The organism is Arenibacter troitsensis, assembly GCF_900177645.1.
Classification (GTDB): domain Bacteria; phylum Bacteroidota; class Bacteroidia; order Flavobacteriales; family Flavobacteriaceae; genus Arenibacter; species Arenibacter troitsensis.
Map to the genome: position 1 here is coordinate 281,503 of NZ_FXAO01000001.1, position 24,995 is coordinate 306,497.

At 39.2% G+C, this 24,995-nt stretch carries 19 protein-coding genes; 11 read left to right on the forward strand and 8 right to left on the reverse strand.

Annotated features, from left to right (window positions below):
- Positions 1-91: 91 nt before the first annotated feature.
- Positions 92-622 (forward strand): RNA methyltransferase, encoded by a 531-nt coding sequence (locus B9Y87_RS01115; protein WP_085495367.1) that lies wholly within the window; start codon positions 92-94, stop codon positions 620-622.
- Between the two features lie 755 nt (positions 623-1,377).
- On the opposite strand, the gene folK is transcribed toward B9Y87_RS01115, so the two are convergent.
- The gene (folK, locus tag B9Y87_RS01120; RefSeq protein ID WP_085495369.1) at positions 1,378-2,523 is read right to left on the reverse strand and encodes a 2-amino-4-hydroxy-6-hydroxymethyldihydropteridine diphosphokinase; all 1,146 of its coding nucleotides are present in this window, start codon (positions 2,521-2,523) and stop codon (positions 1,378-1,380) included.
- A gap of 184 nt (positions 2,524-2,707) precedes the next feature.
- On the opposite strand from folK, the gene sppA reads away from it, so the two are divergent.
- The 3 genes from sppA to B9Y87_RS21745 all read left to right on the forward strand — a co-directional run bounded on the left by sppA (position 2,708) and on the right by B9Y87_RS21745 (position 5,647).
- Entirely contained in the window at positions 2,708-4,468 is a 1,761-nt protein-coding gene (sppA, locus tag B9Y87_RS01125; protein WP_085495371.1) for a signal peptide peptidase SppA, read from the forward strand.
- 285 nt (positions 4,469-4,753) lie between these two features.
- Positions 4,754-5,416: an alpha/beta fold hydrolase gene (locus B9Y87_RS01130; RefSeq protein WP_176225571.1), complete on the forward strand. Its 663-nt coding sequence runs from the start codon at positions 4,754-4,756 to the stop codon at positions 5,414-5,416.
- 18 nt (positions 5,417-5,434) lie between these two features.
- Positions 5,435-5,647 (forward strand): alpha/beta fold hydrolase, encoded by a 213-nt coding sequence (locus B9Y87_RS21745; RefSeq protein WP_139827113.1) that lies wholly within the window; start codon positions 5,435-5,437, stop codon positions 5,645-5,647.
- Positions 5,648-5,751: 104 nt separating this feature from the next.
- Here B9Y87_RS21745 and B9Y87_RS01135 read toward each other — a convergent pair whose 3' ends face one another.
- The gene (locus tag B9Y87_RS01135; protein ID WP_085495373.1) at positions 5,752-7,830 is read right to left on the reverse strand and encodes a DUF5723 family protein; all 2,079 of its coding nucleotides are present in this window, start codon (positions 7,828-7,830) and stop codon (positions 5,752-5,754) included.
- A gap of 137 nt (positions 7,831-7,967) precedes the next feature.
- Here B9Y87_RS01135 and B9Y87_RS01140 point away from each other — a divergent pair, with 137 nt between their 5' ends.
- Positions 7,968-8,693, forward strand: a complete 726-nt coding sequence (locus B9Y87_RS01140; RefSeq protein ID WP_085495375.1) for a queuosine precursor transporter — start codon at positions 7,968-7,970, stop codon at positions 8,691-8,693.
- Between the two features lie 327 nt (positions 8,694-9,020).
- Complete coding sequence (locus B9Y87_RS01145; protein WP_085495377.1) at positions 9,021-11,765, forward strand: AsmA-like C-terminal region-containing protein; 2,745 nt, start codon at positions 9,021-9,023, stop codon at positions 11,763-11,765.
- Between the two features lie 157 nt (positions 11,766-11,922).
- Here the strand turns inward: B9Y87_RS01145 and B9Y87_RS01150 are convergent, their stop codons facing one another.
- The gene (locus B9Y87_RS01150; RefSeq protein ID WP_085495379.1) at positions 11,923-12,804 is read right to left on the reverse strand and encodes a MerR family transcriptional regulator; all 882 of its coding nucleotides are present in this window, start codon (positions 12,802-12,804) and stop codon (positions 11,923-11,925) included.
- Between the two features lie 152 nt (positions 12,805-12,956).
- Here B9Y87_RS01150 and B9Y87_RS01155 point away from each other — a divergent pair, with 152 nt between their 5' ends.
- The 3 genes from B9Y87_RS01155 (at position 12,957) to B9Y87_RS01165 (ending at position 16,754) form a co-directional block, all read left to right on the forward strand.
- Positions 12,957-14,966, forward strand: a complete 2,010-nt coding sequence (locus tag B9Y87_RS01155) for a fasciclin domain-containing protein (protein ID WP_085495381.1) — start codon at positions 12,957-12,959, stop codon at positions 14,964-14,966.
- A gap of 122 nt (positions 14,967-15,088) precedes the next feature.
- Complete coding sequence (locus B9Y87_RS01160) at positions 15,089-15,925, forward strand: phytoene/squalene synthase family protein (protein ID WP_085495383.1); 837 nt, start codon at positions 15,089-15,091, stop codon at positions 15,923-15,925.
- A 376-nt stretch (positions 15,926-16,301) separates the two neighbouring features.
- Positions 16,302-16,754: a sterol desaturase family protein gene (locus B9Y87_RS01165; protein ID WP_085495385.1), complete on the forward strand. Its 453-nt coding sequence runs from the start codon at positions 16,302-16,304 to the stop codon at positions 16,752-16,754.
- A 142-nt stretch (positions 16,755-16,896) separates the two neighbouring features.
- Here B9Y87_RS01165 and B9Y87_RS01170 read toward each other — a convergent pair whose 3' ends face one another.
- Positions 16,897-18,231 (reverse strand): cryptochrome/photolyase family protein, encoded by a 1,335-nt coding sequence (locus B9Y87_RS01170; RefSeq protein ID WP_085495387.1) that lies wholly within the window; start codon positions 18,229-18,231, stop codon positions 16,897-16,899.
- Positions 18,232-18,405: 174 nt separating this feature from the next.
- The gene (locus B9Y87_RS01175) at positions 18,406-19,200 is read right to left on the reverse strand and encodes a DUF2797 domain-containing protein (protein ID WP_085496584.1); all 795 of its coding nucleotides are present in this window, start codon (positions 19,198-19,200) and stop codon (positions 18,406-18,408) included.
- A gap of 103 nt (positions 19,201-19,303) precedes the next feature.
- Between B9Y87_RS01175 and B9Y87_RS01180 the strand changes: the two genes are divergently transcribed.
- Both B9Y87_RS01180 and B9Y87_RS01185 read left to right on the forward strand, forming a co-directional pair.
- Positions 19,304-20,818: a GH3 auxin-responsive promoter family protein gene (locus tag B9Y87_RS01180; RefSeq protein WP_085495389.1), complete on the forward strand. Its 1,515-nt coding sequence runs from the start codon at positions 19,304-19,306 to the stop codon at positions 20,816-20,818.
- A 74-nt stretch (positions 20,819-20,892) separates the two neighbouring features.
- The gene (locus B9Y87_RS01185) at positions 20,893-21,438 is read left to right on the forward strand and encodes a hypothetical protein (RefSeq protein ID WP_085495391.1); all 546 of its coding nucleotides are present in this window, start codon (positions 20,893-20,895) and stop codon (positions 21,436-21,438) included.
- A gap of 61 nt (positions 21,439-21,499) precedes the next feature.
- Here B9Y87_RS01185 and clpX read toward each other — a convergent pair whose 3' ends face one another.
- The 3 genes from clpX to tig all read right to left on the reverse strand — a co-directional run bounded on the left by clpX (position 21,500) and on the right by tig (position 24,979).
- The gene (clpX, locus tag B9Y87_RS01190) at positions 21,500-22,735 is read right to left on the reverse strand and encodes an ATP-dependent Clp protease ATP-binding subunit ClpX (RefSeq protein ID WP_085495393.1); all 1,236 of its coding nucleotides are present in this window, start codon (positions 22,733-22,735) and stop codon (positions 21,500-21,502) included.
- A gap of 97 nt (positions 22,736-22,832) precedes the next feature.
- Positions 22,833-23,513 (reverse strand): ATP-dependent Clp endopeptidase proteolytic subunit ClpP, encoded by a 681-nt coding sequence (clpP, locus tag B9Y87_RS01195; RefSeq protein ID WP_085495395.1) that lies wholly within the window; start codon positions 23,511-23,513, stop codon positions 22,833-22,835.
- Positions 23,514-23,656: 143 nt separating this feature from the next.
- Positions 23,657-24,979, reverse strand: coding sequence for a trigger factor (gene tig, locus B9Y87_RS01200; protein WP_085495397.1), 1,323 nt, complete (start codon positions 24,977-24,979; stop codon positions 23,657-23,659).
- Positions 24,980-24,995 lie beyond the last annotated feature (16 nt).

The window sequence follows — 24,995 nt, forward strand, 5'->3', positions numbered from 1 at the left end:
GTTGATATTTTGGGGATAACTTTATGCCGTTTTGGGCTAAGTAATGTCCTTATTGGACTTTGGGAAAGAGTAAAAATTTAATTGGGATTACATGCGTAAATTGGAGAATAGCGAATTGGATCGACTGAATGTTGAGGAGTTTAAACAGAGGGAAAAAACGCCGATTTGTATTGTACTGGACAATGTTCGTAGCTTGAACAATATTGGGTCGGTATTTAGAACGGCCGATGCATTTTTGATCGAAAAGATATACCTGTGCGGAATTACCGCAACCCCACCACATAAGGAAATACATAAAACCGCCCTAGGGGCCACGGATAGTGTTGCCTGGGAATACAGGAAGAATACCTTGGTACTGTTGGAGGAATTGAAGGAAGCGGGCTATACCTCACTTGCTGTGGAACAAGCCGAAAATGCCATTATGTTGAACGACTTTAAGATTGAAGAAAATAAAAAGTATGCCCTAATATTTGGCAATGAGGTAAAGGGGGTTTCCCAAGAAGTAGTCTCAGGTAGCGACCTGGTTTTGGAAATTCCCCAATATGGCACAAAACATTCCCTGAATATTTCGGTTAGTGTGGGTATTGTGGTTTGGGACCTCTGGGCCAAACTAAAAGGGTAAAATCAATTAAAAGAGAAACCTGCTTAAAACGAAAATGAAAATAAGCCGTTCCTTTAACCTTTTAGTGTCAAAATATCATTGTCCGCTAAAGGATACCGTTGAACCTTTTGATTAAAGTTTATGGTTTGGTCCTTCTTCTTCCGTTGTGGAGATGCCATGGCCGTAAAGAATTATTGAAGCCTTGGAAATAATTTAGGCATGGCATCGGTCCATGAAATCCTAAGATTTTATGGACCATCTATTGCAGAAGGGTCTTTTCTCCTGCCCAACGGCAAGGCGGGTTTGTTTCGTTTTATTCATGGCCTTTCTATTTTATAATAAGGTATTCATGAACCTCCTGCGTCGGTTTCATTGGAAAACAAAGAAATCGAAGATTCACGAAATCCGATAAAAAACAATAACAACCCATGGAGTAAAATGAAAGAATTATTTAATTGTTGGTTTTTCTAGATTGCTCATATTAATTAAAACTATTGCTCAAAAAACATGAGTGATCAAATTAATCCTAATTTTACATAAACACAACAATTGTTCCTGATCCACTATTTGGGAAGGAAACAAAAATAAAGTTCATATAAAACCAAAAACCCAACCTATTAGGTTGGGTTTGGCAATATATAGTTTGAGTTAGTTAGTTTAAAACCTTAAAGTCTTTACATCGTTTTTACGATGTGCCATATGGCTGAAAACGACTTTATTGGAGGCGCAAGTAAACAAATTGATTCGTCCTGTGCAAATAATATGTGAAAATTATCTTAAAATGAGAGTTTCACCGCATATTTTTGGATATGGTCCAGTATCACCTCATAATCGGCCTGGTTTTCCACAAAATCCAGTTCACTTATATCCAAAATAAGATTATTTTGCTCTGGAAAACTTCTTATGTAATCAAAATATCCTCGGTTAAGTTCCTCTAAATATTCTGGCGCTATATTCTGTTCGTACTCCCTTCCCCTTAGTTTTATATTCTGCAGTAGTCGTTCTGTGTTTTGGTACAGGTAAATATAAATTTTCGGCTTTTTTATCTCTTTGTACATGAGGTTAAAGAGTTTTCGATAAAGCTTAAATTCCTCTTCCTGAAGGGTAACCTTGGCGAAAATAAGGGACTTGTTAATGTCGTAATCGCTTACCATAAAGTTCTTGAACAGATCAAACTGGGAAGTGTCGTCCATAAATTGCTGGTAGCGATCGGCTAGAAAGGACATTTCCAGGGGAAAGGCAAATCTACCCTGATCTTCGTAAAACTTGGGCAGGAAAGGGTTGTCCGCAAATCGTTCCAATACTAATTTTGCATTAAAATCCTGTCCAATCTTATGGGCCAAAGTAGTTTTTCCCGCACCAATATTTCCTTCAATGGCAATATATTCCAATTGGGAAAAAAGTTGGGATCTGTTGGTATATAGCTTATAGGGTGTTTTGGTAATATGGCTCTTGTCCTTGCATTCCTGTAATAGGTTTCTGGAATCCTTATTAAGGATTGGATGATAGAACTGCGGAGCAATGTCCGCCAATGGCCTAAGTACAAACCGTCTCAATTGCAGATTGGGGTGGGGCACGGTTAGTAAATCGGTATTTATGATTTCCTTATCAAAATAAAGTATGTCGATATCTACCGTTCTGGAGGAGTAGCCTGCCCCCGGATTCCTCTCCCTGCCCAGTTTAGTTTCCAATTCCAGCAATTTCTCCAGAAGAGCGGAGGGGGTAAGGGTAGTCTCTACAGTAATGCAGGCATTATAGAAATTATCGCCTTCAAAACCCCACGCAGGTGTTTCATATACTGGGGATGCTTTTGTGACTTCGCCAACACTGGCCTGGATTAAAAATACCACTTCCTGCAAATGGTTCAGTTTGTCTCCAAGATTGCTTCCTAGTGAGAGATATGTTGTTGCGGTCTTGTTCATATTAGGCGGGCAAAGTAAGCAAAAGTAATTAACTTCATAAAGGGAAATACCAAAAACAGGACCAATTTTTAAAGGGCTTTCCAAAAATGTGATTAAGGGGTTAAAGGTTATAAATTTCAATAATTATAATTACAGCAATCCTACATTGGTTATCTTTGCAAGTTATTAGTATAACATACAAGGAATGAACTTTTTAAGAAATTTATTGGCCGCAATTATAGGATGTCTTATCGCTTTTGGAATCATATTCGTCATGTTTCTTGTTTTGGCAGCCCTTATCGGTCAAGGAGAGGACACGGTAGTGGTCAAGGATAATTCCGTTTTGGAAATTCAATTGCAAACCCCCATCAATGATTATGTGGGGATGGATGAATCCAATCCCTTTGCCGGACTCTTCAATGTAAATCAGGGGCTGGATGAAATATTGCATGCCATTAACGTTGCCAAGGAAGACAATAAAATAAAGGGGATTAGCCTAAACAATAATGTGATTATGGCCGGCTTGTCCCAAACACAGGCCATTAGGGATGCCTTGAGCGATTTTGCTGAAAGCGGGAAATTTATATATGCCTATGGGGACTTTTATACGCAGAAGGATTACTATTTGGCAAGTGTGGCCAATGAGGTTTACCTTAATCCCGTAGGTGCCTTGGACTTTAAAGGATTGTCTACCGAGGTATTGTTTTTTAAGGATCTACAGGAAAAGTCCGGTATTAAAATGGAGGTCATTAGACATGGGAAGTATAAGAGTGCCGTAGAACCTTTTTTGGCCAATGAAATGAGCGAGGCCAATAGGACGCAGATAAAGGAGTTGTTGGACGCCTTATGGCATTCCATGCTTACCAATATTTCGAAAAGTAGGGATATTTCCGTTGAAGATCTGAACCATATTGCGGATACTTTGGGTACGCGTACCTCAAAATATGCGGCTTTATCCGGGTTGATCGATGAGGTAGTGTATTTTGATGAGTACGAAAGCATGATTAAGGAAAAAATGGGGGTAGATACGACAGATGATTTAAACTATGTCCCGATATTCGATTATATACGAACAGCCAGCAAGATAAAAATCAATAGTGGTACAGATAAAATTGCGGTAATCTTTGCACAAGGAGAAATCTGGTACGGTGAGGGAGGCTCCGATGTAATTGGTCAGGGAATTATCAATGATGCCCTAAAAAAAGCTAGGGAGGATAAGAATGTAAAGGCAATAGTGTTGAGGGTAAATTCCCCTGGAGGAAGTGCATTGGCTTCCGATATTATTTGGCGCGAGATCGAAATTACCAAGCAATCCAAACCAGTGGTGGTCTCCATGGGCGATGTAGCGGCTTCGGGAGGATATTACATTGCGGCGGGAGCCGATAAGATCTTCGCCGAGCCTACTACGATTACAGGATCTATTGGCGTTTTTGGGACTATTCCCAATATAAGTGAACTTGCCGAAAATATTGGGGTCAACGCTGAACAGGTGGGAACCAATAAAAATTCGGTAGACTATTCCTTATTTGAACCTATGAACGATAGTTTTAGAAGCATCGTTTTGGAAGGTATAGAAGCTACCTATGAAACATTTTTGGATAGGGTGGCCCTGGGCCGTGGCTTTACCTTGGCACAGGCCGATAGTGTTGCCCAGGGTAGGGTATGGAGTGGGGTAGATGCCAAGCGTTTGGGACTGGTAGATGAATTGGGAGGACTGGATGAGGCTATTGCAGCCGCTGCTGAAATGGTGGAATTGGACAACTATGGAATACGAAAACTCCCTAAGTACAAATCGGATTTTGAGAAGTTAATGGAAGATTTGGGAGGTGCTACAACCAAAAGCAAAGAAAGCATTATACAGGAAGAAATAGGTGCAGAGGCATATGCCATTTTAAGGGAGATAAAGCTGGCCATGCAAAATAAAGGGGTTCAGGCCAGAATGCCCTTTACCTTGAATATTAAGTAGAGAAGATTTAATCCAAAAATAGGATTTGATTAAAAAGGCCGTTCAAATGTTTTTGAACGGCCTTTTTTGTAGGCCTTAATGTGTGTTGGGATCTGTGTAATTGAGGGCTATGGTCTTAATTTTTGCACAAAAAATGGATGTTGCAAATAGGAGGGGAACCCTTAGCGGCAATAGCCAATTAAACCACTATTTGCATTTTTGTGATACGTTCAAAATCACATCATCATGCGATTTTGAAAAGAGAAAATGTTCTATATGTTTGATATTAATTTAAACATATTCAAAATGACTAAATCAATCTTGGTATGTATAATTTTTAATTGTTGCTGTTTTGTTTCTTTTGGACAAAAGTCATTGGATGGAATTAAGAAGGAATATGATAGTTTAACAAAAAACACCATATATGGCAACAATCCGAATACCGGGAAGTATTATAACATACGGGGCTTTAAAATGTACTGCGAAACTTATGGTGAAGGGGCGCCATTGCTTTTAATTCACGGCAACGGAGCATCTATCAGTACCTTTGTTAAACAAATACCCTTTTTTTCAAAAAAGTATAAGGTTATTGTAGCCGATAGCAGAAATCACGGTAAATCTACAGACAAGTTGGATTCACTATCTTATGAAATGATGGCAGATGATTACGCGGCCTTACTATCGCAAATGAAGATCGATTCGGCCTATGTTCTGGGATGGAGTGATGGAGGCGTAAATTGCTTGTTGTTGGCGATAAGGCATCCCGAAAAAGTAAAAAAATTGGTTATTACAGGAGCTAATTTGCAACCAGACTCCTCGGCGGTCTCACCAGATGTATTAAAAAGGGTAACGAAGACCTATAATATGTTTGAGAAAATGTTTAGCGGAAAGGAAGCTAAAACACCCTTGGATTCTATAGTGTACAAGTATATTAGGTTATTGGTGGAACAGCCAAATATTGCAGTGTAGGAGCTACATAAAATAAGGGTGCCTACTTTGGTTGTGGGTGGCGATCATGATGTAATTAAACCTGATCATACCTTAAAGATATTTAAAAATATTCCCAACGCTTATTTGTGGATTTTACCCAATTCCGGACATTATACTTTGGTGACCCATACCGATGAATTTAATAGAATTGCCAATGATTTTTTTACCAAGAAATACAGGAAGATTGAGGATAGGGATCGGGATTTTTAGTTAAAGGGATATAGGTTTCGAATTTGGACCTTGAAAAAGATATAATAACAAGGCCGTACCACCATTTGTGGTACGGCCTTGTTGCATTGGGATTTATTGGTTTGTTAGTTTTTTACCAAGTTTATTTCTACCCGTCTGTTTTCTGCACGCCCCGCTTTGTACATGTTCGTGGCAATAGGCTTGCTTTCTCCATAGCCAATGGAAGTCAATCTAGAGCTGTCGATACCCTTTTCAATTAAGAAGTTCTTAACGGCAAGTGCCCTTTCCTCAGATAGCTTTTGATTGTGTGGTACACTTCCAATACTGTCCGTATGCCCTTCAATGCTAAATTTGGCATTGGGGTACTCGTTAAGGATCTTTATAATATCTACTAGGACATTGGTAGATTCTACTTTAATGGTAGACTTGCCCGAGTTGAATAAAATAGTCTTGGCATATTCATTTAAAGTTTTTTGAACCTCCTCCGTTACTTCAGGACATCCGTTGTTGGCAACCGTTCCGGCCACTTCGGGACAATTGTCGTCCTTGTCCAATACACCGTCGCCATCGTTATCTGGCCAAGGACATCCTTGGTTTTCTGGAACTCCCGCTTCTTCCGGACAATTGTCGTCCTTGTCAAATACTCCATCATTGTCAGAATCTTCCCAAGGACACCCCTTGTTTTCTATTATTCCTGCTTCCTCTGGGCAATTGTCATCCTTGTCCAATACTTGGTCCCCATCGGTATCTGGCCAGGGACATCCGTTATTTTCTATTGGTCCCGGAACCTCAGGACAACCATCTACCTTGTCCAATACACCGTCCTCGTCCTTATCTTTTGGTCTGGATTGGTAAATAGGTATTTTTAGTCCGGCGTAAACGTCCGCGCCTTTTGATTGGTCGCTGGTCAATACAGTTAAAATAGATCCGGACCCTATATAAAGCGGCCCTGCCCTTAATCCTGCACCCCATTGTACGCCTAGATTTTCAACATAACTTACTGGCGAATAAAAACTGAACCATTTGCTTTCGAACCTAGGGGTTAGGGAAACTATATTGGCAATACTATTGGTATTGGTGTTACTTTTTGAGGTTATGGACAGATCACTATTTAGGTTCAGGTAAAAGTGATTGTTTATGTTCCAATCGGCATTTATATGCAGGGCGGTTGGTAAAACGGCTTTTGAAGCGTTACCGGACCTGATCTGTGTGTATAGATTGTTCAGCTTGTCTTCAAACCCTTCTTCATTATCAAAATCGTCTTCGCTAATGGAATTGGTAATGTCATAGGCATTTTCTGGACCATCGTATTTAAGGCTTCCTAGATCGGTCAAGGATAATCCAAATTTCAATTTGTATTTGTTGATGTCTTTTGGCGCGTAAGGATTACCGTCCTTATCGGTTACGGTATAGTCTGCAAAACTTGGTCTCCATTCATAGATAAAACCTAAGTCTACCCCAAAGCCGTCTGCACTCTTAACAAATTCATAGTCTTCAAAATCATTGGTGATGTTGTCACTATTGCCATAGGCAATTTCACCTTGGGAGTCAATGCTTCCCGTAGTTCCCGATCCATCTGCATCATAATCTATAACTATATCCTTACCACTGGAATAAGCGTTTCCGTATCCCATTAGGTATTTCAGGGAGATACCTCCCTTTAAAAAATGTTGTTCTTTGTTCAGAAGTACCGTGGCATAGGTTATGCCTGTTTCGGCCCAGGCATTGGCGCTCATTTGATAATCCCCTTCGTTTACATTGAAGTCTTCGTTTTCATCAAACTCATTGGAAATATTATCATAGGTATCCCCATTTATATCATTTACATTAAAAAACACCCTTCCCCTAGTGAAAATAGCCAATGAATTCCGGGGATTGATGTTAAACATGAAAGAGGGTCCCAAAATGTCCACATTGCCATAGGCGTTATTGGCATTCTTTGGGGATTTGGTTCCATCGTCGTCAAAATCAAAATCATCTTTAATAATATCCCCGAATTTTGCACTGTAATAGTCGTTTCCAATGAGTCCACTAACCCCAACAAGGTTAATGTCCGTTTTAAATCGCGAATCAACAATATTTGCGGGATTGGAAATTAGGCCATGCACCCCATTGTAATTGTCAGTACCAAAACCAATGTAAGATTGGCCCTGTACCATAGCGGCAATTAAAATAATGAATGCTGTTAAAATGCTTTTGTTCATGCTTAAAAATTTAGTTTATTTCTTTTTTATTGTTAATCGATCCCTGTTCGTGTAAATTTGGCTTTTTTCAAGGATCAAAGTGTAGGAACGCTTTAATTGGTATTAAATTATAAAATGTTAAAATTTATATTGCTTCTATGGTATACGCAGTATTAAAAGAGAAGGATAAGCGGCTGGCCTTTAAGATATATCTCTATTTGGGAGCATTGTTCATTACCTCCTTGGTGGTTTCCAACTTAATTTTTCAAAAGTTTTTTTATTGGAGACCTTTTGGCGACGTTACGGTCTTAGGAGCATCTTTATTTGAAATCTCAGTGGGTATTTTGCCTTATCCACTTACTTTTTTGATTACGGACCTTATTTCGGAAATTTATGGCAGAAAAAAGGCAAACCAAATTGTTACTGCCGGAATATTTGCCTCCTTTTTTTCCATGGGAATTGTATTGCTGGCCAATTGGGTTCCGGCATTGCCTAGTTCTCCCGTTCAGGACGCTGTTTTTAGTCAGGTATTTGCCCTGTCTCCAATTGCAGTATTTGCCTCTATGTTGGCCTATCTTTTTGCCCAATATGTAGATATTGGCATATATCATTTCTGGAAAAGACTAACTAATGGAAAACATCTTTGGCTGCGCAATAATTTCTCCACTTATCTTTCGCAGTTTATAGATACTTTTACTGTGGTTGGCCTTTTGTGTATTTTTGAGGTGCTACCTTGGTCCATGTTTTACGGCCTAGTGATCAGTGGTTTTATTTTTAAGGTAATTGTGGCATTATTGGACACCCCTTTCCTCTATTTCTTCGTATATCTCTTTAGAAGGCGATTCAATTTAAAAGTAAATCAGGAAATTGATCTTGAGGCATAATAAAGTTCGCTTTTTGCTGTTTTTATCGGGTAAGGCAATATTGTAATGATAATATTGATGAACCAGCAGTGGAGGCAGTATTCAAGCTGTTTTTTATTTCGATGTTAAATTTTGTTTAAACTAAGTGGGAATTTTGATTTTACTTGGGGTTATATCGTAGAATTGCGTCAATATTTGAAGGTATTCGTTTAAACTAATGGCCGATTTCTATGTAATATTGAGCCATGGCCGGAATGTAAAACAAAAAAACGGTAAGAAAAGGGGGTGAATTGCTCCGTATTTGCTGGAAATTGATTGTATTGCTTTTAATATTGTAAATAGTAACAGATGAAAAAGAAAATTTTAAAGATTGTTGGTGGCTTATTTTTGGTGATGATTTTACTTCTTGTGGCCGCCCCATTTTTCTTGAAAGGTAAAATTGCGGATATTATTAAGAATAAGGTGAACAATAGTATTAATGCCACCTTCGATTTTTCCGATGCGGACCTAAGTCTATTCCGAAGTTTTCCCAATGCCACGGTTACTTTGGATAACATAACATTGATAAATAAAGCCCCCTTTGAGGGCGATACCCTATTTGCTTCGGAAAGGGTGAGTTTGGATATGTCTATAAAGGAGCTGTTTAAGGATGCAAGTGAGCCTATTGCCATAAAAAGTTTGGTATTGGATCGTCCGCTTATAAATATAAAGGTAGACCAGGAAGAGAATGCCAACTATGATATCGCTATCGATGATAGTTCTTCCCCCGATACTGCGGCCGAAACGGCTTCATCCGAAAGTAGTTTTACCTTGTCCATGGAGTCTTATGCCATCAATAATGCAGTAATAAAATATGATGACCTTGCCAGTGGCATGTCATTTGCCATTTCTGAAATGAACCATAGCGGTAGGGGAGATCTTTCCCTGGAGAATTCTGAATTGGACACAGAGACCAGTGGTTTGGTTTCTTTTGAAATGGATAGTACGCAATATTTGAACAAGAATCCGGTTCAATTGAAAGCGCTTATTGGGGTGGACTTGAAGGAAAACAAGTATTCCTTTTTAAAGAATGAGGCTATGGTCAATCAATTGGCCTTGGTATTTGATGGGTTTGTAAAATTGAATGAGGACAACCAGGAGGTAAATATTAGCTTTAAAACACCTTCGTCCGACTTTAAAAACTTCTTGGCCGTTATTCCAGAGGCTTATTCCAAGGATATTGCACAGGTGACCACTACCGGAAACTTTACCGTTGCCGGAGTATTCAAAGGGATAGTGGATGAAGATCATATTCCTCAGTTCAAAATAGATATAAATTCGGATAATGCTTCCTTTAAGTATCCAGATCTACCCAAAACGGTCCGGAATGTATTTATAGATACCGAAATTTCGAATAATACCGGTATTACGGAAGATACTTTTGTTGATATCCGAAAGTTGTCTTTTATGATAGATGAGGACAAGTTTAATATGGTGGCCAAAATTAACGACCTAATGGGGAATACCAAGGTAGATGCCAAGATTGATGGAAAAATGAATCTTGCCAATATTTCCAAGGCCTACCCAGTTCCCGCCGATTTAAACTTAAAGGGAATCTTAATTGCCGATATTGCTACTGCCTTTGATATGGCATCTATAGAAAATAAGGAGTATGAAAATACCCGAACAACAGGTAACTTAAAATTGAGCGACTTTGAGTATAAGTCCGAAGAATTCCCCAATCCCATTATTTTAAAAAGTACTTCGGTGACCTTCAACCCTACTACAGTGACCTTGAACAATTTACAGGGAGCAACGGGAAAAACGGATTTTGATGCCTCAGGAACCATTGTTAATCTACTGGGTTTTATGTTCAACAACGAGAGCATAGAGGGTAATTTTAATCTCAGGTCCAACACTTTTGCAGTCAATGATTTCATGGTGGCGGAAACCACCGAAGTGGGTGCAGGGGAAGATAAAGGGGCGTCCACCACATCTGCGGAAGAAAAAATCAAGATACCTTCCTTTTTGGATTGTACCATCAACGCCACGGCAAATACTGTAATTTATGACAACCTTACTTTAAAGGATGTTAAGGGAACACTGGTAATTAGGGATGAGAAAGCAATACTGTACAAAATGACATCTTCAATCTTTGATGGTAAATTGGCGCTAAATGGAGAGGTGTCCACCAAGGCGGCCACACCTACCTTCGCCATGAAGTTGGGAATGGATGGTTTTAAGATTGCTGAGACTTTTAATGCTTTGGAAATGTTCAGGACCCTAGCACCTATTGCTAAAATTTTGCAAGGAACCTTAAATTCGGATATTCAGGTATCCGGAAGTTTAAAGGACGATTTTACTCCCAATTTAAATACTATCTCCGGAAATATTTTGGCTGAACTATTAACCGATAAAATTGATGCGGAAAGTGCACCTTTACTTACCGAGTTGGATAGTAAATTGAACTTTTTGGATCTGGATAAATTGAATCTAAAGGATTTAAAAACGGTATTGAATTTTGAGGATGGAGTGGTAAAGGTGAAGCCGTTTACCCTTAAATATCAGGATTTTGCAATTAATGTTGCCGGTAGCCATACTTTTGATCAAAAATTGAACTATGCGGCTACCATTGAAGTGCCCGCCAAGTATTTGGGAAAGGATATCAATAATATCATAGCGAGGATTGACGAAAAATCCTTGGAAAATTTAACGATCCCCATTACTGCAAATATTGGGGGGGGGTATACCAGTCCTACCGTAACTACGGACCTTACTTCGGGCATTAAAAATTTAACGGCCCAGTTAGTGGAGATTGAAAAGCAAAAATTAATTAATAAGGGGAAGGACAAAGCCAAGAATTTTATAGGTGATCTTATTGCCAAAAACCAGAAAGCTACAGATTCTGCCAAGAAGGAAAACCAGGTAAAGACTCAGGATGTAATAGGAGGTCTTTTAGGGGCTGCCACAAAAAAGACCGATTCTACCACTAAAACGGATACCGCAACTACGGCCAAAAAGGAATCGCAGAAAGAAGTGGCCAAAAAAATATTGGGTGGGCTTTTAGGTAAAAAGAAGGAAACTTCGGAAACCAAAAAAGACAGTGTACAATAGATTAATGGCCTGGTCGTTTTTAGAATTTAGGTAATGTTTACTTAAATGGACGAGCGTGTATAATTAGCGTTGTTTGCCATAGATAGATTTCTATATGAAATAAATTAAGGGCAACAACACTTGTTTGTTGTGCTAAGGCCGTAATGGTGTAACTGGATTATATGGATGATAATTCCTCCTCCAAAATGGTAATCAAATCCCCTGGACTTTTCAAGTAGGTCACCAAATTGTCTATATTCTTAGGATCAAAATTAACGGGACTTCCAGAGAATAGAAGAGGTGTTTTGGTCTCCGAGGATAATCTAAGAACCTTATCTTCTACCACCGTAGGGGTAGTGGTTATAAAAAAGGTCAAAAGATAATTGGGGCTTACCAATTCGGCCATGGTCTTTACATTGTCATAAGGCACATTTTGTCCAAGGTAATAAACCCGCCACCCTAATTGTTTGGCAATAAAGTGAGCCAATAAAAGACCAATTTCATGATTTTCCCCTTCGGCAAGGAACATAATTATCTTTGGAGCATTCTTGGGTGGAATAGGTAATAGATCTATGGCCGAACATATCTTTTGACGGATCAGGTTAGAAACAAAATGCTCTTGCGCAGGCATAATTTTATTGATACCCCATAGCACGCCCACTTTGTGCAAAAAAGGATAGATTACTTCAGTAAAGGTGGTTAGAATGCCATTTTTTAATATCTGGGATTTTATAATGTTGTCAAATTCCTGTTCGTCCAAATTAATCATACTCAACACCAATGCCTTAACTTCGGCATCTTGGTCAGACTCTATTAAAGCATCTGCGACCATCTTGTGGATTTCTTCGTCCGTCATCTTGCCAATAGCGGATAAGCGTACACCTTGGCCTCTTAAGATACTTATGTTTAAAAGTTTTTTTAGTTGGGCATCTGAATAGAAACGGATATTGGTATCTGTTCTTTCAGGAACTAAAAAATCATATCTACTTTCCCATTTTCTTAAAGTATGTGAATTGATACCTGTTAAGGAAACTACCTGGGCCATGGAATATCTACTCATTTTACTGTCTAATATATTATGGTGTAAAGTTAAACAAATTATTGATATGAAGGGGTGTTAAAAATAAATTTGTCTAAAGTTTTATTAAAAAAAGTTGGACAATAAAATAAAATACATATATTTGTCTAAGTAATAATCTAAAAACATTAGACATGAAAAAATTTGGCATTTATTTTTTGGCATTTATCAGTTCATTGTTCCTCTTTGTTTCTTGTAGCAATGATGATGATAATGACATAATTGATGAGCCCACTTTGAAGACTATTGTGGAAACTGCTCAAGACACAGACATTTTAAGTAGCTTGGTTGCTGCTTTGGTTAAGGCGGATGAAAACGCGGATTCGGACCTAGTAGGAGCATTGAGCGGAGAAGGGACTTTTACAGTGTTTGCGCCAACCAATGGTGCATTTACAGCTCTTTTGGCCAGCCTAGATGATTTTGATAGTTTAAGCGATTTTAATACTCCTGAAAAAAGGGAGATTCTCGCCACTATTTTGAAGTACCATGTAGTGGTAGGAGCAGCCGCTACCTCTAGCTCTCTTACCTATGGTCAAGAGTTTACCACATTGCAAGGTGAAAAAATTACGGTTAGGATAGACGGAGATGTTTACATTCAGGATCCGACCGACACCGATGCAAAAGTTGGGCCTGCAGATGTATTGGCTTCCAATGGTATTGTGCATGTAATAGATAAAGTTTTGGTGCCGCAGGAAGTTTTGGATGCCTTAAATCCAGAGCCCATGCCTAACATTGTAGAACTGGCAATGGACACTGACTTTTTATCTCTCTTAGTGGGAGCCTTGGTACAGGCCGATGCCGGTTTGGTAGACCTATTACAGACCGACGGACCATTTACCGTGTTCGCACCAACTGATACTGCCTTTGCGGCCCTATTGGATGCATTGGGTGATGACTACAACAGTTTGGCCGATTTTGATACCCCCGAGGAAAAAGCCTTGTTGGCCCAGATACTAAAGTATCATGTGGTGGCTGGTACAGCGGCCTATTCCACCGACCTGTCCGACGGACAAATGGTAGAGACCGCTCAGGGAGAATCCGTAACGGTTAGCTTAACTGGTGGAGTTTTCATTCAGGATAAAACCGATGTGGACGCAGCTGTAGCACCTGCAGATATTGCCGCCAGCAATGGAGTGGTACATGTTATTGACAAAGTATTATTGCCTCAGGAAGCCTTGGATGCACTAATGCCACCAACTCCAAATATTGTGGAATTGGCAATGGACACTGACTTTTTAACTCTCTTAGTGGGAGCCTTGGTACAGGCCGATGCCGGTTTGGTAGCCCTGTTGCAGACCGACGGACCTTTTACAGTGTTCGCACCAACCGATACTGCCTTTGCTGCCCTATTGGATGCATTGGGTGATGACTATAATAGCTTGGCCGATTTTGATACCCCCGAAGAAAAAGCCTTGTTGGCCCAGATCCTAAAGTATCATGTGGTAGCTGGTGCAGCGGCCTATTCCACCGATCTGTCCGACGGACAAATGGTAGAGACCGCTCAGGGAGAATCCGTAACGGTTAGCTTAACCGGTGGAGTTTTCATTCAGGATAAAACCGATGTGGACGCAGCTGTAGCACCTGCAGATATTGCCGCCAGTAACGGCGTGGTACACATAATTGATAAGGTATTGTTGCCTCAGGAAGCCTTGGATGCACTAATGCCACCAACCCCTAATATTGTGGAATTGGCAATGGACACTGACTTTTTATCTCTTTTGGTAGGCGCCTTGGTACAGGCCGATGCCGGTTTGGTAGCCCTGTTGCAGACCGACGGACCTTTTACAGTGTTCGCACCAACCGATACTGCCTTTGCTGCCCTATTGGATGCATTGGGTGATGACTATAATAGCTTGGCCGATTTTGATACCCCCGAAGAAAAAGCCTTGTTGGCCCAGATCCTAAAGTATCATGTGGTAGCTGGTGCAGCGGCCTATTCCACCGATCTGTCCGACGGACAAATGGTAGAGACCGCTCAGGGAGAATCCGTAACGGTTAGCTTAACCGGTGGAGTTTTCATTCAGGATAAAACCGATGTGGACGCAGCTGTAGCACCTGCAGATATTGCCGCCAGCAACGGCGTGGTACACATAATTGATAAGGTATTGTTGCCTCAGGAAGCATTGACCGCTTTAGGACACTAAGATAAGGTTAACTAGTGTGTTTAGTTTGGTTAGGAAACTGACGATCATCCATTTGGTCGTCGGTTTCTTTTCAATACATCACTTTGACAAAGCTTAATAACAACTAAAAAAAACCGTAGATTTTGAAAGCGCTGTTCGATTCCTCCAGTTTAAAATGCAGTAAGTTGGTAACCCATACCTATAGTACTTCCTTTTCCTTGGGTATAAGATTGTTCGCTCCTAAAATAAGGCCGGCAATCTATGCCATTTATGGTTTTGTTAGATATGCCGATGAGATTGTGGATTCTTTTCATGGATATGATCAAGAAGAATTGCTCACCGAATTTATTCAGGAATATAAACTATCCTTAAAAAGAAAAATTAGTTTAAATCCTATTATAAATTCTTTTCAGGAGGTAGTACGCAAATATGAACTATACGAATACGCAGATGTTTTTTTGGAACGTATGAAATATGATCTTGAGGTATCCGAATATACGACCAAGGAGGCTTATGAGAATTATATCTACGGATCGGCCGATGTGGTGGGCCTAATGTGCTTAAGGGTGTTTGTAGATAATGACGAAGAAAAGTTCAAATCCCTCAAATCCTCTGCCAAGTACCTAGGTTCCGCATTTCAAAAGGTTAATTTTTTAAGGGATATAAAACAGGATCTTGAAAGCTTGGGCAGATCTTATTTTCCCAATGTACATCAAAAGGAACTGACCGATGAGGTAAAACGGGAAATCATCGCAGAAATAGAGGAGGACTTTAAAAAGGCGTATTTAGGTTTGGTTCAGTTGCCCATAGAGAGTAGGCTAGGAGTTTATATTGCCTATAAGTATTATTCCAACCTTCTGAAAAAACTAAAAAATACCAAATCTGAAAAAATACTGAAGGGCCGAATCCATATATCCAACCCTATGAAAATGGTGATATTGGCCAAGGGCTATGTGAGGTACAAGTTAAACGCTATTTAACTAGAGCTCAATTTTAATTAAAATACAAATAATTGATTGTTAATTATTTAAGGTCTGTTTTTTTGTCTCCTCGAGCCTGCCTACTGGTAGGTAGGCCTGCCTTGTCGGCAGACAGCTGCAGTCGAGAGGTTTTGGGCAGTTATATTTATAAATAGAGGTCTCGATTGCGCCCGCCTGAACGGAACGGGCAGACTCGATCGGACAACATTACCACAAACAACCCATTAACAATTAATAATCAATCGAAATCACGTCCTTTAAGTATTGTGTTTCTAGGGATAAGTAGTTTAGTCATTAAATATAAGGCCTTTCCTTTGATCTCAGATTGGAACAAAATTCTTAAATAAGAAATGAGTGATATTAAAAAAAAAGGCTAATGGAAATAGTATTGTATATTCTTACAACTGTGTTGACTTTTATAGTGATGGAAGTGGTGACCTGGTGTACCCATAAATTTGTGATGCACGGTTTTTTGTGGGCTTTGCATGCCGACCACCATGAACCTAAGTACCCCCATGTTTTTGAAAAAAACGATACCTTTTTCGTAATTTTTGCCATTCCGAGTGTTTTACTACTGTATTTTGGAATTAGCCCGGAGCTTAACTATTTGTTCTTTATTGGATTGGGTATACTGTTTTATGGTATTGCTTATTTTTTGGTTCATGATGTATTAATTCACCAAAGATTTAAATGGTTTAAGAACGTCAAAAACAGGTATTTGCTGGCGTTAAGAAAGGCGCACAAAATTCATCATAAAAATATGGGCAAGGAAGATGGGGAATGTTTTGGAATGCTGCTGGTACCCAAAAAATATTTCACCAAAAACTAAAAATAGTCTTACCCTTGCCGTTTAAATCTTACAGTATTCGTCATTAAAGATGTCCGAACCGCTGGGCCCTCGTTAAAGGATATCCCAAGGTACTTGAGTAGGGTACAAGCTTTTATGAAAATTTACTATAATGCGATCACTTTTAGGAGTCAATTCCAATTTTATAGGCTTTCAAGGCTCTTTCCCTGGCAAATTTGTGCTCAACTATTGGGTCAGGGTATTCAAAGGAATCAAATTCGGGAATCCACTTTCTGACATATTTATAATCTTTATCAAATTTTTTTTGTTGTGATTGGGGATTGAAAATTCTAAAATAGGGTGCGGCATCGCAACCTGTTCCTGCTGCCCATTGCCAGTTGCCATTGTTGGAGGATAATTCATAGTCCAACAATTTTTTCGCAAAATAGCCCTCTCCCCAACGCCAGTCGATCAATAGGTGCTTACATAGAAACCCTGCAGTGATCATTCTAACACGATTATGCATAAAGCCTGTTTCATTGAGCTGTCTCATACCGGCGTCCACCATGGGGTATCCCGTTCTTCCTTCACACCATAATTTAAACTCTTCCTTGTTGTTCCTCCACTGAATACCATCGTATTTGGATTTGAAATTTTGTGTTACAACATGGGGAAAGTGAAACAGAATTTGCATAAAGAATTCCCTCCAAATGAGTTCGCTTAAAAAAACAGCATATTTTTTATCAATGCTGGAAATAACCTGTCTTACACTTATAGTTCCAAATCTTAAATGGGGGCTGAGGTGGCTGGTGATGTCTTCGTACGGGAAATCCCTTTGGTCCTCATAAAGATGTAGTTGGGTCAGGTCGAAGTCCAGCACCTCAATATCCGATTTTTTAAAACCGATTTTTTCCAAAGTTAGGTGAGGATACTCTCCTTTGATAAGGTTATCCAGTTTGGGAATTCTAAGTGATATGGCGTTTTTTTCCTCAAATTTAGCGAGCCATTTATTCTTATAGGGTGTAAAAACCGTATAGGGTTCTTCATCACCTTTTACAATTTCGTTTTCCTCAAATATAACTTGATCCTTATAACTACAAAAGGGGATATCCTTTTTGGCCAGCATTTCGGAAATTTCCTTATCCCTGTCCATGGCGTAAGGTTCGTAGTCTCGGTTGGCATAAACGGCAACTATATTAAATTGGGAAATCATATCCTTCCAAATTGTTATCGGTTCGCCGTCTAAGCACAAAATGTCCGAGCCATGGTTTTTTAAGGTTTCTTTTATTTTGAAAATAGTTTGATAGATGAAATTTACTCTGGCGTCATCTTCCGGCAATTCGTTTAAAATAAGGCGATCATAAATAAATATGGGCAAAACGGGGATGTCCTTGCCCAATGCTTCTGCCAATGCCGTGTTATCTTCTATTCGAAGGTCTCTTCTAAACCAAAAAATAGAAATTGGGGTTTGATCTTTGGATAAGACCGATATATGTTCATTACTTATGTTGGTCACCATAGTATCTAATGGAAAAAAATTAGTAAGATTGAAGTTTCAGGCTGTAAACCGTAAGGGATTTGTGTATTTATCAAGTAAGCTTTCTTATCCTATAGGTTAAATTTGGAATGATCCAACTTCAAGGACAATTTAATGATATTTTAAATGAATATCAAGGTTTTTACCGTGTATAAACTATTTCACTTCCAAACTTACAACGTACCCTTCACTTCCCCTCACATTAAAGACCGTACTGTCCTCAAAGATGAGATATTGTCCTTTAATACCTTTTAAGACCCCAGTATAAGTTGGTGTTTTGTCCAGGTTAAGACTTTTTACTTTTTTGGGATATTGTAGCACGGGAAACTCTAGATGGGTTTCCGTATTACTTTCAATATAGTATACAGCGGCCTCTTCCGGGATGTATTTTTTTAGTTTATTTCTGTATTCCACCAAATCCTCATCATCAACGTCATTGGTCAACATTTTTCTCCAATTGGTCTTGTCGCCAATATGCTCTTTTAAAGCAACCTCGGTAATACCGGCCAAATAACGATTGGGTACTTCAACAATCTCTATGGCCTCATGGGCACCTTGATCTATCCATCTGGTAGGTACTTGGGATTTGCGGGTAACACCTACTTTGATGTTACTGGAATTGGCAAGATAAACGATGTGCGGCTGTAACTGAACCTTTTTTTCATATTCCAGATCGCGGTCTTCCTTGTCCAGGTGCGCCGTACTTAATTCCGGGCGCATAATCCAATCTCCTGCCGTGGGAATTTCATAGAAACAGGTCCTACAGAAACCTTGTCTAAAAATAGGACGATCTTCACCGCAGTTTAGACATTGGTATTTAAGAAAGGAAATGGTAAGTTCCTTGTTCAATACCTGGTTCAGGTTTAAAAAGTCACTGTCAAATATTAGGTAATACTGTATTGGATCTGCCAATTCGGTTTGCATTTTTCTTAAAACTCCTTGATACTGCATATTTTTTCTGCTTAACATAAATTCAATTTGAATATGAATTCAATTAAACCTATTTTTAGCTAATTGAACCATACTCAAAAACCCGTTAAAAATAGGGATAAAAATGCCAATAACATTATTCAATTCGATTGCTTCTTGGCTGTTGAAAAAAAGATATCATCAGATAGAACTTTTTTTAAAGTACCCTGAGGAGGTGCAGGATGAGGTGTTGCACCAGTTATTGTCCTTTGCCGAAGATACCGAAATTGGACGGAAGTACGATTTTGAATCTATCGCCAGTTATGAAACCTTTGCAGAGCGGATCCCCATAGTCTCCTATGAAGAGGTAGAACCTATGATAGAGCGATCCAGAAGGGGCGAGCAAAATATCTTTTGGCCAACGACTATTAAGTGGTTTGCTAAGAGTAGTGGTACCACAAACGCTAAAAGCAAGTTTATTCCTGTAAGTTCCGAGGCTTTGGAGGATTGCCATTATAAATCCAGTAAGGATCTGCTCTGTCTATATTTGAACAACAATGAGAACTCCCAATTGTTTACGGGAAAAAGTTTAAGATTGGGAGGGAGTAAGGAGTTATATCAAGATAATGGAACCGTTTTTGGCGATCTATCGGCCATTCTTATAGATAATATGCCATTTTGGGCAGAGCTCAGCAGCACACCAAGTAATAAGGTGTCCCTTATGAGCGAATGGGAGACTAAATTACAGGCCATTATTCGGGAAAGTGTTCAGGAAAATGTCACCAGCTTGGCCGGGGTGCCTTCTTGGATGTTGGTGCTATTGATCAATGTTCTGGAGCAAACAGGAAAGGAGCACCTTTTTAAAGTTTGGGAAAATTTGGAAGTATATTTTCATGGAGGTGTAAGCTTTAATCCCTACAAAGATCAATATTCCCGACTCTTGCCTCGGAAAAATTTTAATTACTACGAAATCTACAATGCATCCGAAGGATTTTTTGCCATTCAGGATAGAAATAATGCGGATGATCTTTTGTTGATGTTGGATTATGGAATATTCTATGAGTTTATTCCAATGGATACCTATGGCACCAGTGAACAGGTTACCCTCCCCTTGTGGAACGTTAAGGTAAATAGGAACTATGCGGTAATAATTACGACCAACGCAGGTCTTTGGAGATATAAAATAGGGGATACCGTAAGGTTTACTTCTACCAACCCCTATAGGATCAAAATAACGGGGAGAACTAAACATCATATAAATGTATTCGGGGAAGAGCTGATCATTGAAAATGCGGAGGAAGCCTTGAAGTCGATTTGTAAAAAAACGGGATCGGAAATAAAGGATTATACGGTGGCACCTATATTTATGGAGGGGAAGGAAAAGGGTGCCCATGAGTGGATTATAGAGTTTAGAAAGGCTCCCGAAGAATTGGCTTATTTTACCGAAATTCTTGACAATGCGCTTAAATCCTTGAACTCGGACTATGAGGCCAAGCGTTATAACAACATTACTTTAAAACTTCCCAAAGTCCATATTGCCAGGGAAAACCTGTTCTATGACTGGCTAAAATCAAAAGACAAGTTGGGAGGGCAGCATAAAATTCCAAGATTGTCCAATAAAAGGGATTATATCGAGGAATTGCTTCAGATGAACAAATAAATGTGATTAAAATTGCCAATATGTTCAACTTAGGGGTATTAAAAGTTTCCCTTTAACTATTTATACTTTTTATTATGGCGAACAGACTAGTGATTTTATCCGATATGTGGGGTTCTAAAAAAGGGTTATGGATTACCTCCTATTTAGGTTATTTGCAGCAATATTATGATATTACATTTTACGATTGTCAGCAATTGGCCAATATTAGTTTGGAGGTAAATTCTCCAGAAAATATCCATAGGGAATTTATTGATGGGGGAGTGGAAACAGCAGTGGCCCATCTGCTTAAAAAGGAAAACGAGCCAAGTCATTATTTGACTTTTGGTATTGGTGGCAGCATAGCTTGGAAGGCAGCGCTTAATGGATTGCCCCTAAAATCATTATATTCAATTTCCAGTAACAGATTGCGTTTGGAGAGTGAAAGGCCAGTAGGAAGCATTCAACTTCTGTATGGGCAAAATGATGAGTTTAGGCCCTCCAATACTTGGTCTGACCAAATTGGTGTTGATGTTGAAATTGTGAAAGGTTTTGGACATGAACTCTATACCGATGAGAAAATCATAAGTAAGGTATGTCTGGATTTATTGGTCAAGGTTATGCAAAAACAGCATGTGGCCTAATACCTTCATTTCCAAGTGAATTATGGAAGATAGTGTTGGTGTATAAAAGTTAAAAGCAGTCTTAAGAGACTGCTTTTAACTTTTTAATAGTTTCAAAAGATAATTTCTCTTCGGCATAAGGTTTGGTGACCTTAAATTCCGTTTCATTGGTACTTGGGAATTCGAACATGGCATCGGTGAAAATGGCTTCGCAAAGAGAGCGTAATCCCCTTGCACCTAATTTATACTCTATTGCCTTGTCCACAATATAGTCCAGTGCCTGTTCTGTTATCTTAAAGGTAATTCCATCCATCTTAAACAGTTTCTCATACTGTTTAATTATGGCATTCTTGGGCTCTGTTAAAATGGCCCTTAATGTTTCCTTATCCAACGGATTCATGTGGGTGAGTACCGGTAGTCTACCAATAATCTCTGGAATTAATCCAAAGTCCTTTAGATCCTTAGGTACAATGTATTGTAAAATATTTTCGTTGTCTACCTTTTCATCAGCTTTGGAAGCGCTATAGCCTACGGCCTGCATGTTCAGTCTTTTGGTGATGTGCCTTTCTATGCCGTCAAAGGCGCCTCCGGCGATAAACAATATATTCTCCGTATTAACTTCAATAAATTTTTGATCTGGGTGCTTTCTGCCACCTTTGGGTGGAACGTTTACCACAGTCCCCTCCAATAGTTTAAGAAGTCCTTGTTGAACACCTTCCCCGGATACATCGCGAGTAATTGAGGGATTGTCGCTTTTTCGCGCAATTTTATCAATTTCATCTATGAAGACGATACCGCGCTCTGCCTTTTCCAAATTGTAATCGGCCGCCTGTAGCAAGCGGGTTAGTATACTTTCCACATCCTCGCCAACATATCCGGCTTCCGTAAGTACGGTAGCGTCAACAATGGCCAAAGGTACATTCAGCATCTTGGCAATGGTTTTGGCCATTAGGGTTTTGCCGGTCCCAGTTTGGCCTACCATGACAATATTGCTCTTTTGTATTTCTATATCGTCTTCCTTACTTTTTGGTTGTAGAAGTCTTTTGTAATGGTTGTAGACGGCAACGGACATTACTTTTTTGGTGCGATCCTGTCCAATTATAAACGTGTCCAAAAATTCCTTTATTTCCAAAGGTTTTTTTAAGGTTAATTCGGAAGAAAGATCATGGTTTTTGGTCTGCTTGGATTCCTCTGCCACAATACCGTGTGCCTGCTCTATACAACGATCGCATATATGCGCATCAAGACCAGCAATCAATAGATTGGTTTCTGGTTTCTTTCTACCACAAAAAGAGCATTCTAAATTTTCTTTTGCCATATCATTTTATCACTTTCAATAATAGTAACGAAATAATCCATATTTTGGTGCATCCGTGAAGAGTGCAGCCCGAATTATTCGTGTCTTTTAGTCGTCTCTAGTCTTTATCCCTTACCAAGATTTCATCTATCATGCCATAATCCTTGGCTTCACTGGCTTTCATCCAGTAATCCCTGTCACTATCGTCACTCACTTTTTCAAGGGTTTGTCCGGAATGATTTGCAATGATCTGGTACAATTCATCTTTAAGTTTTAGGATCTCCCTTGCCGTAATCTCAATATCACTGGCCTGGCCTTGAGCCCCTCCAAGTGGTTGGTGGATCATTACTCTGGAATGTGTTAAGCCACTGCGCTTGCCTTTTTCTCCTGCACATAGTAGCACTGCCCCCATGGAGGCGGCCATTCCTGTACATATGGTAGCCACATCGGGTTTTATGAACTGCATGGTGTCATAGATTCCCAAACCGGCATAAACACTTCCACCTGGGGAATTGATATATATCTGTATGTCCTTGGAGGCATCCGTGCTCTCCAAAAATAATAACTGAGCTTGTACAATGTTGGCAACTTGGTCATTGATCCCTGTTCCGAGGAAAATGATACGGTCCATCATTAATCGTGAAAAAACATCCATTGCCACTGCATTCAGCTGTCTTTCTTCAATAATGTTTGGAGTAAGGTTGGTGGGGTACATACTACTTAAAATAGTATCGTAATACATGCTATTTATTCCCTGATGTTTAATAGCATAGTTTTTGAATTCTTTCCCGTAATCCATATTTTATATCAATAGTTTTATAAGATAAAAAAAGTGTCGAAAATTAACTCTTCGACACTGTAAATATACTTATTTTTAGTGAAACTATATTTTATTGGCACCTATGAAGGCGTAATTAAATTGTAAGTTTCCGCTAATGCAAATTACCCGTATACTTCTTTGACAAAGTCTTCGTAAGTAACTTCTTTCGTTTTTAAATTTGCCTTTTCTTTATATAGGGTCAAAAGCTTTTGGCTCATTAATTGTTCAGAAAGGCGTTTTACCTCGTCCTGATTGGAAAGTACCCTTGCTGCAATATTGTCCAACTCCTCATCTTTAGGGTTCAGTTGTCCAAACTGGGCCATTTGCTGCTTAATAAAGCCCTTTGCAAATTCTTTTAACTCGTCAAACTGGATCTGTATACCGTTTTCTTGGATTATCTTACCTTCTATCAATTGATAGCGCAGGCCTTTTTCAGATTTTTCAAATTCTTCGTTCGCTTCCTCCTCGGTCAATTGTTTTTCGCCGGTCATCTGAATCCACTTGGTCAGAAATTCAGTAGGAAGGTCAAATTTGATGTTGTCTATAAAATATTCGGTAACATCATTTAATAACTTCTGGTCGGATTGTTGCTCAAATTGCTTTTCGGAGTCTTCCTTAATGCGTTCCTTAAGTTCTTTTTCAGAGGTAACCACATCCTTTCCAAATAGTTTATCGAAAAGTTCCTGATCCAATTTTGCCGGCTCCTTTTCGTTGATTTCCTCAATGGTAAAGGTAACTTCAATATCCAATTTTTCGGATTTTTCACCGTCTATACCCAAAGAACTGCCCAACAAATAATCTTCTTTGAACAATCCCTTAGTATTTAAGGTTACTACATCGCCCACTTTTTTGCCCAAAAGGCTCTCCAGTGCTTTTTTGCTTTTTATTTTTTCGATCTCGATTACCGTCTTGTTGTCTATTTCCTCTGCCTCGTTCTTGAAAATACCATTTACGTCATCCTTCTTCCCGATTTCCGACTTGCTGATCAGTTTTCCGTATTGCTTTTGAATACGCTCTACCTGCTCATCGACCATTTTTTTGTCGGCAATAATTTTGTAGTGGGTTATGGCTTTTTTAGACTTTAGGTCTACACTAAAATTAGGGGCAAGTCCCAATTCAAATTCAAATGCAAACTCCTCAGAATCCCAATTAAAGTTATCCTGTTGTTTTGGGAGTGGATTTCCTAGAACATCCAGCTTTTCTTCTGTAAGATATTTGTTAAGATTGTCTTGTAACAGTTTGTTCACCTCGTCGACCAAAACGGCTTTTCCGTATTGTTTCTTGATCAATCCCATAGGCACCTGACCTTTTCTGAAACCTGGTATGTTTGCCTGTTTTCTGTAGTCCTTTAAGATTGTTTCTACCTTATCGAAGTAATCGTCTTTGGTTACCGCAACTTTTACTACTGCATTTAATTCGTCAATCTGCTCTTTAGTGATGTTCATTTCTATATCTATATTT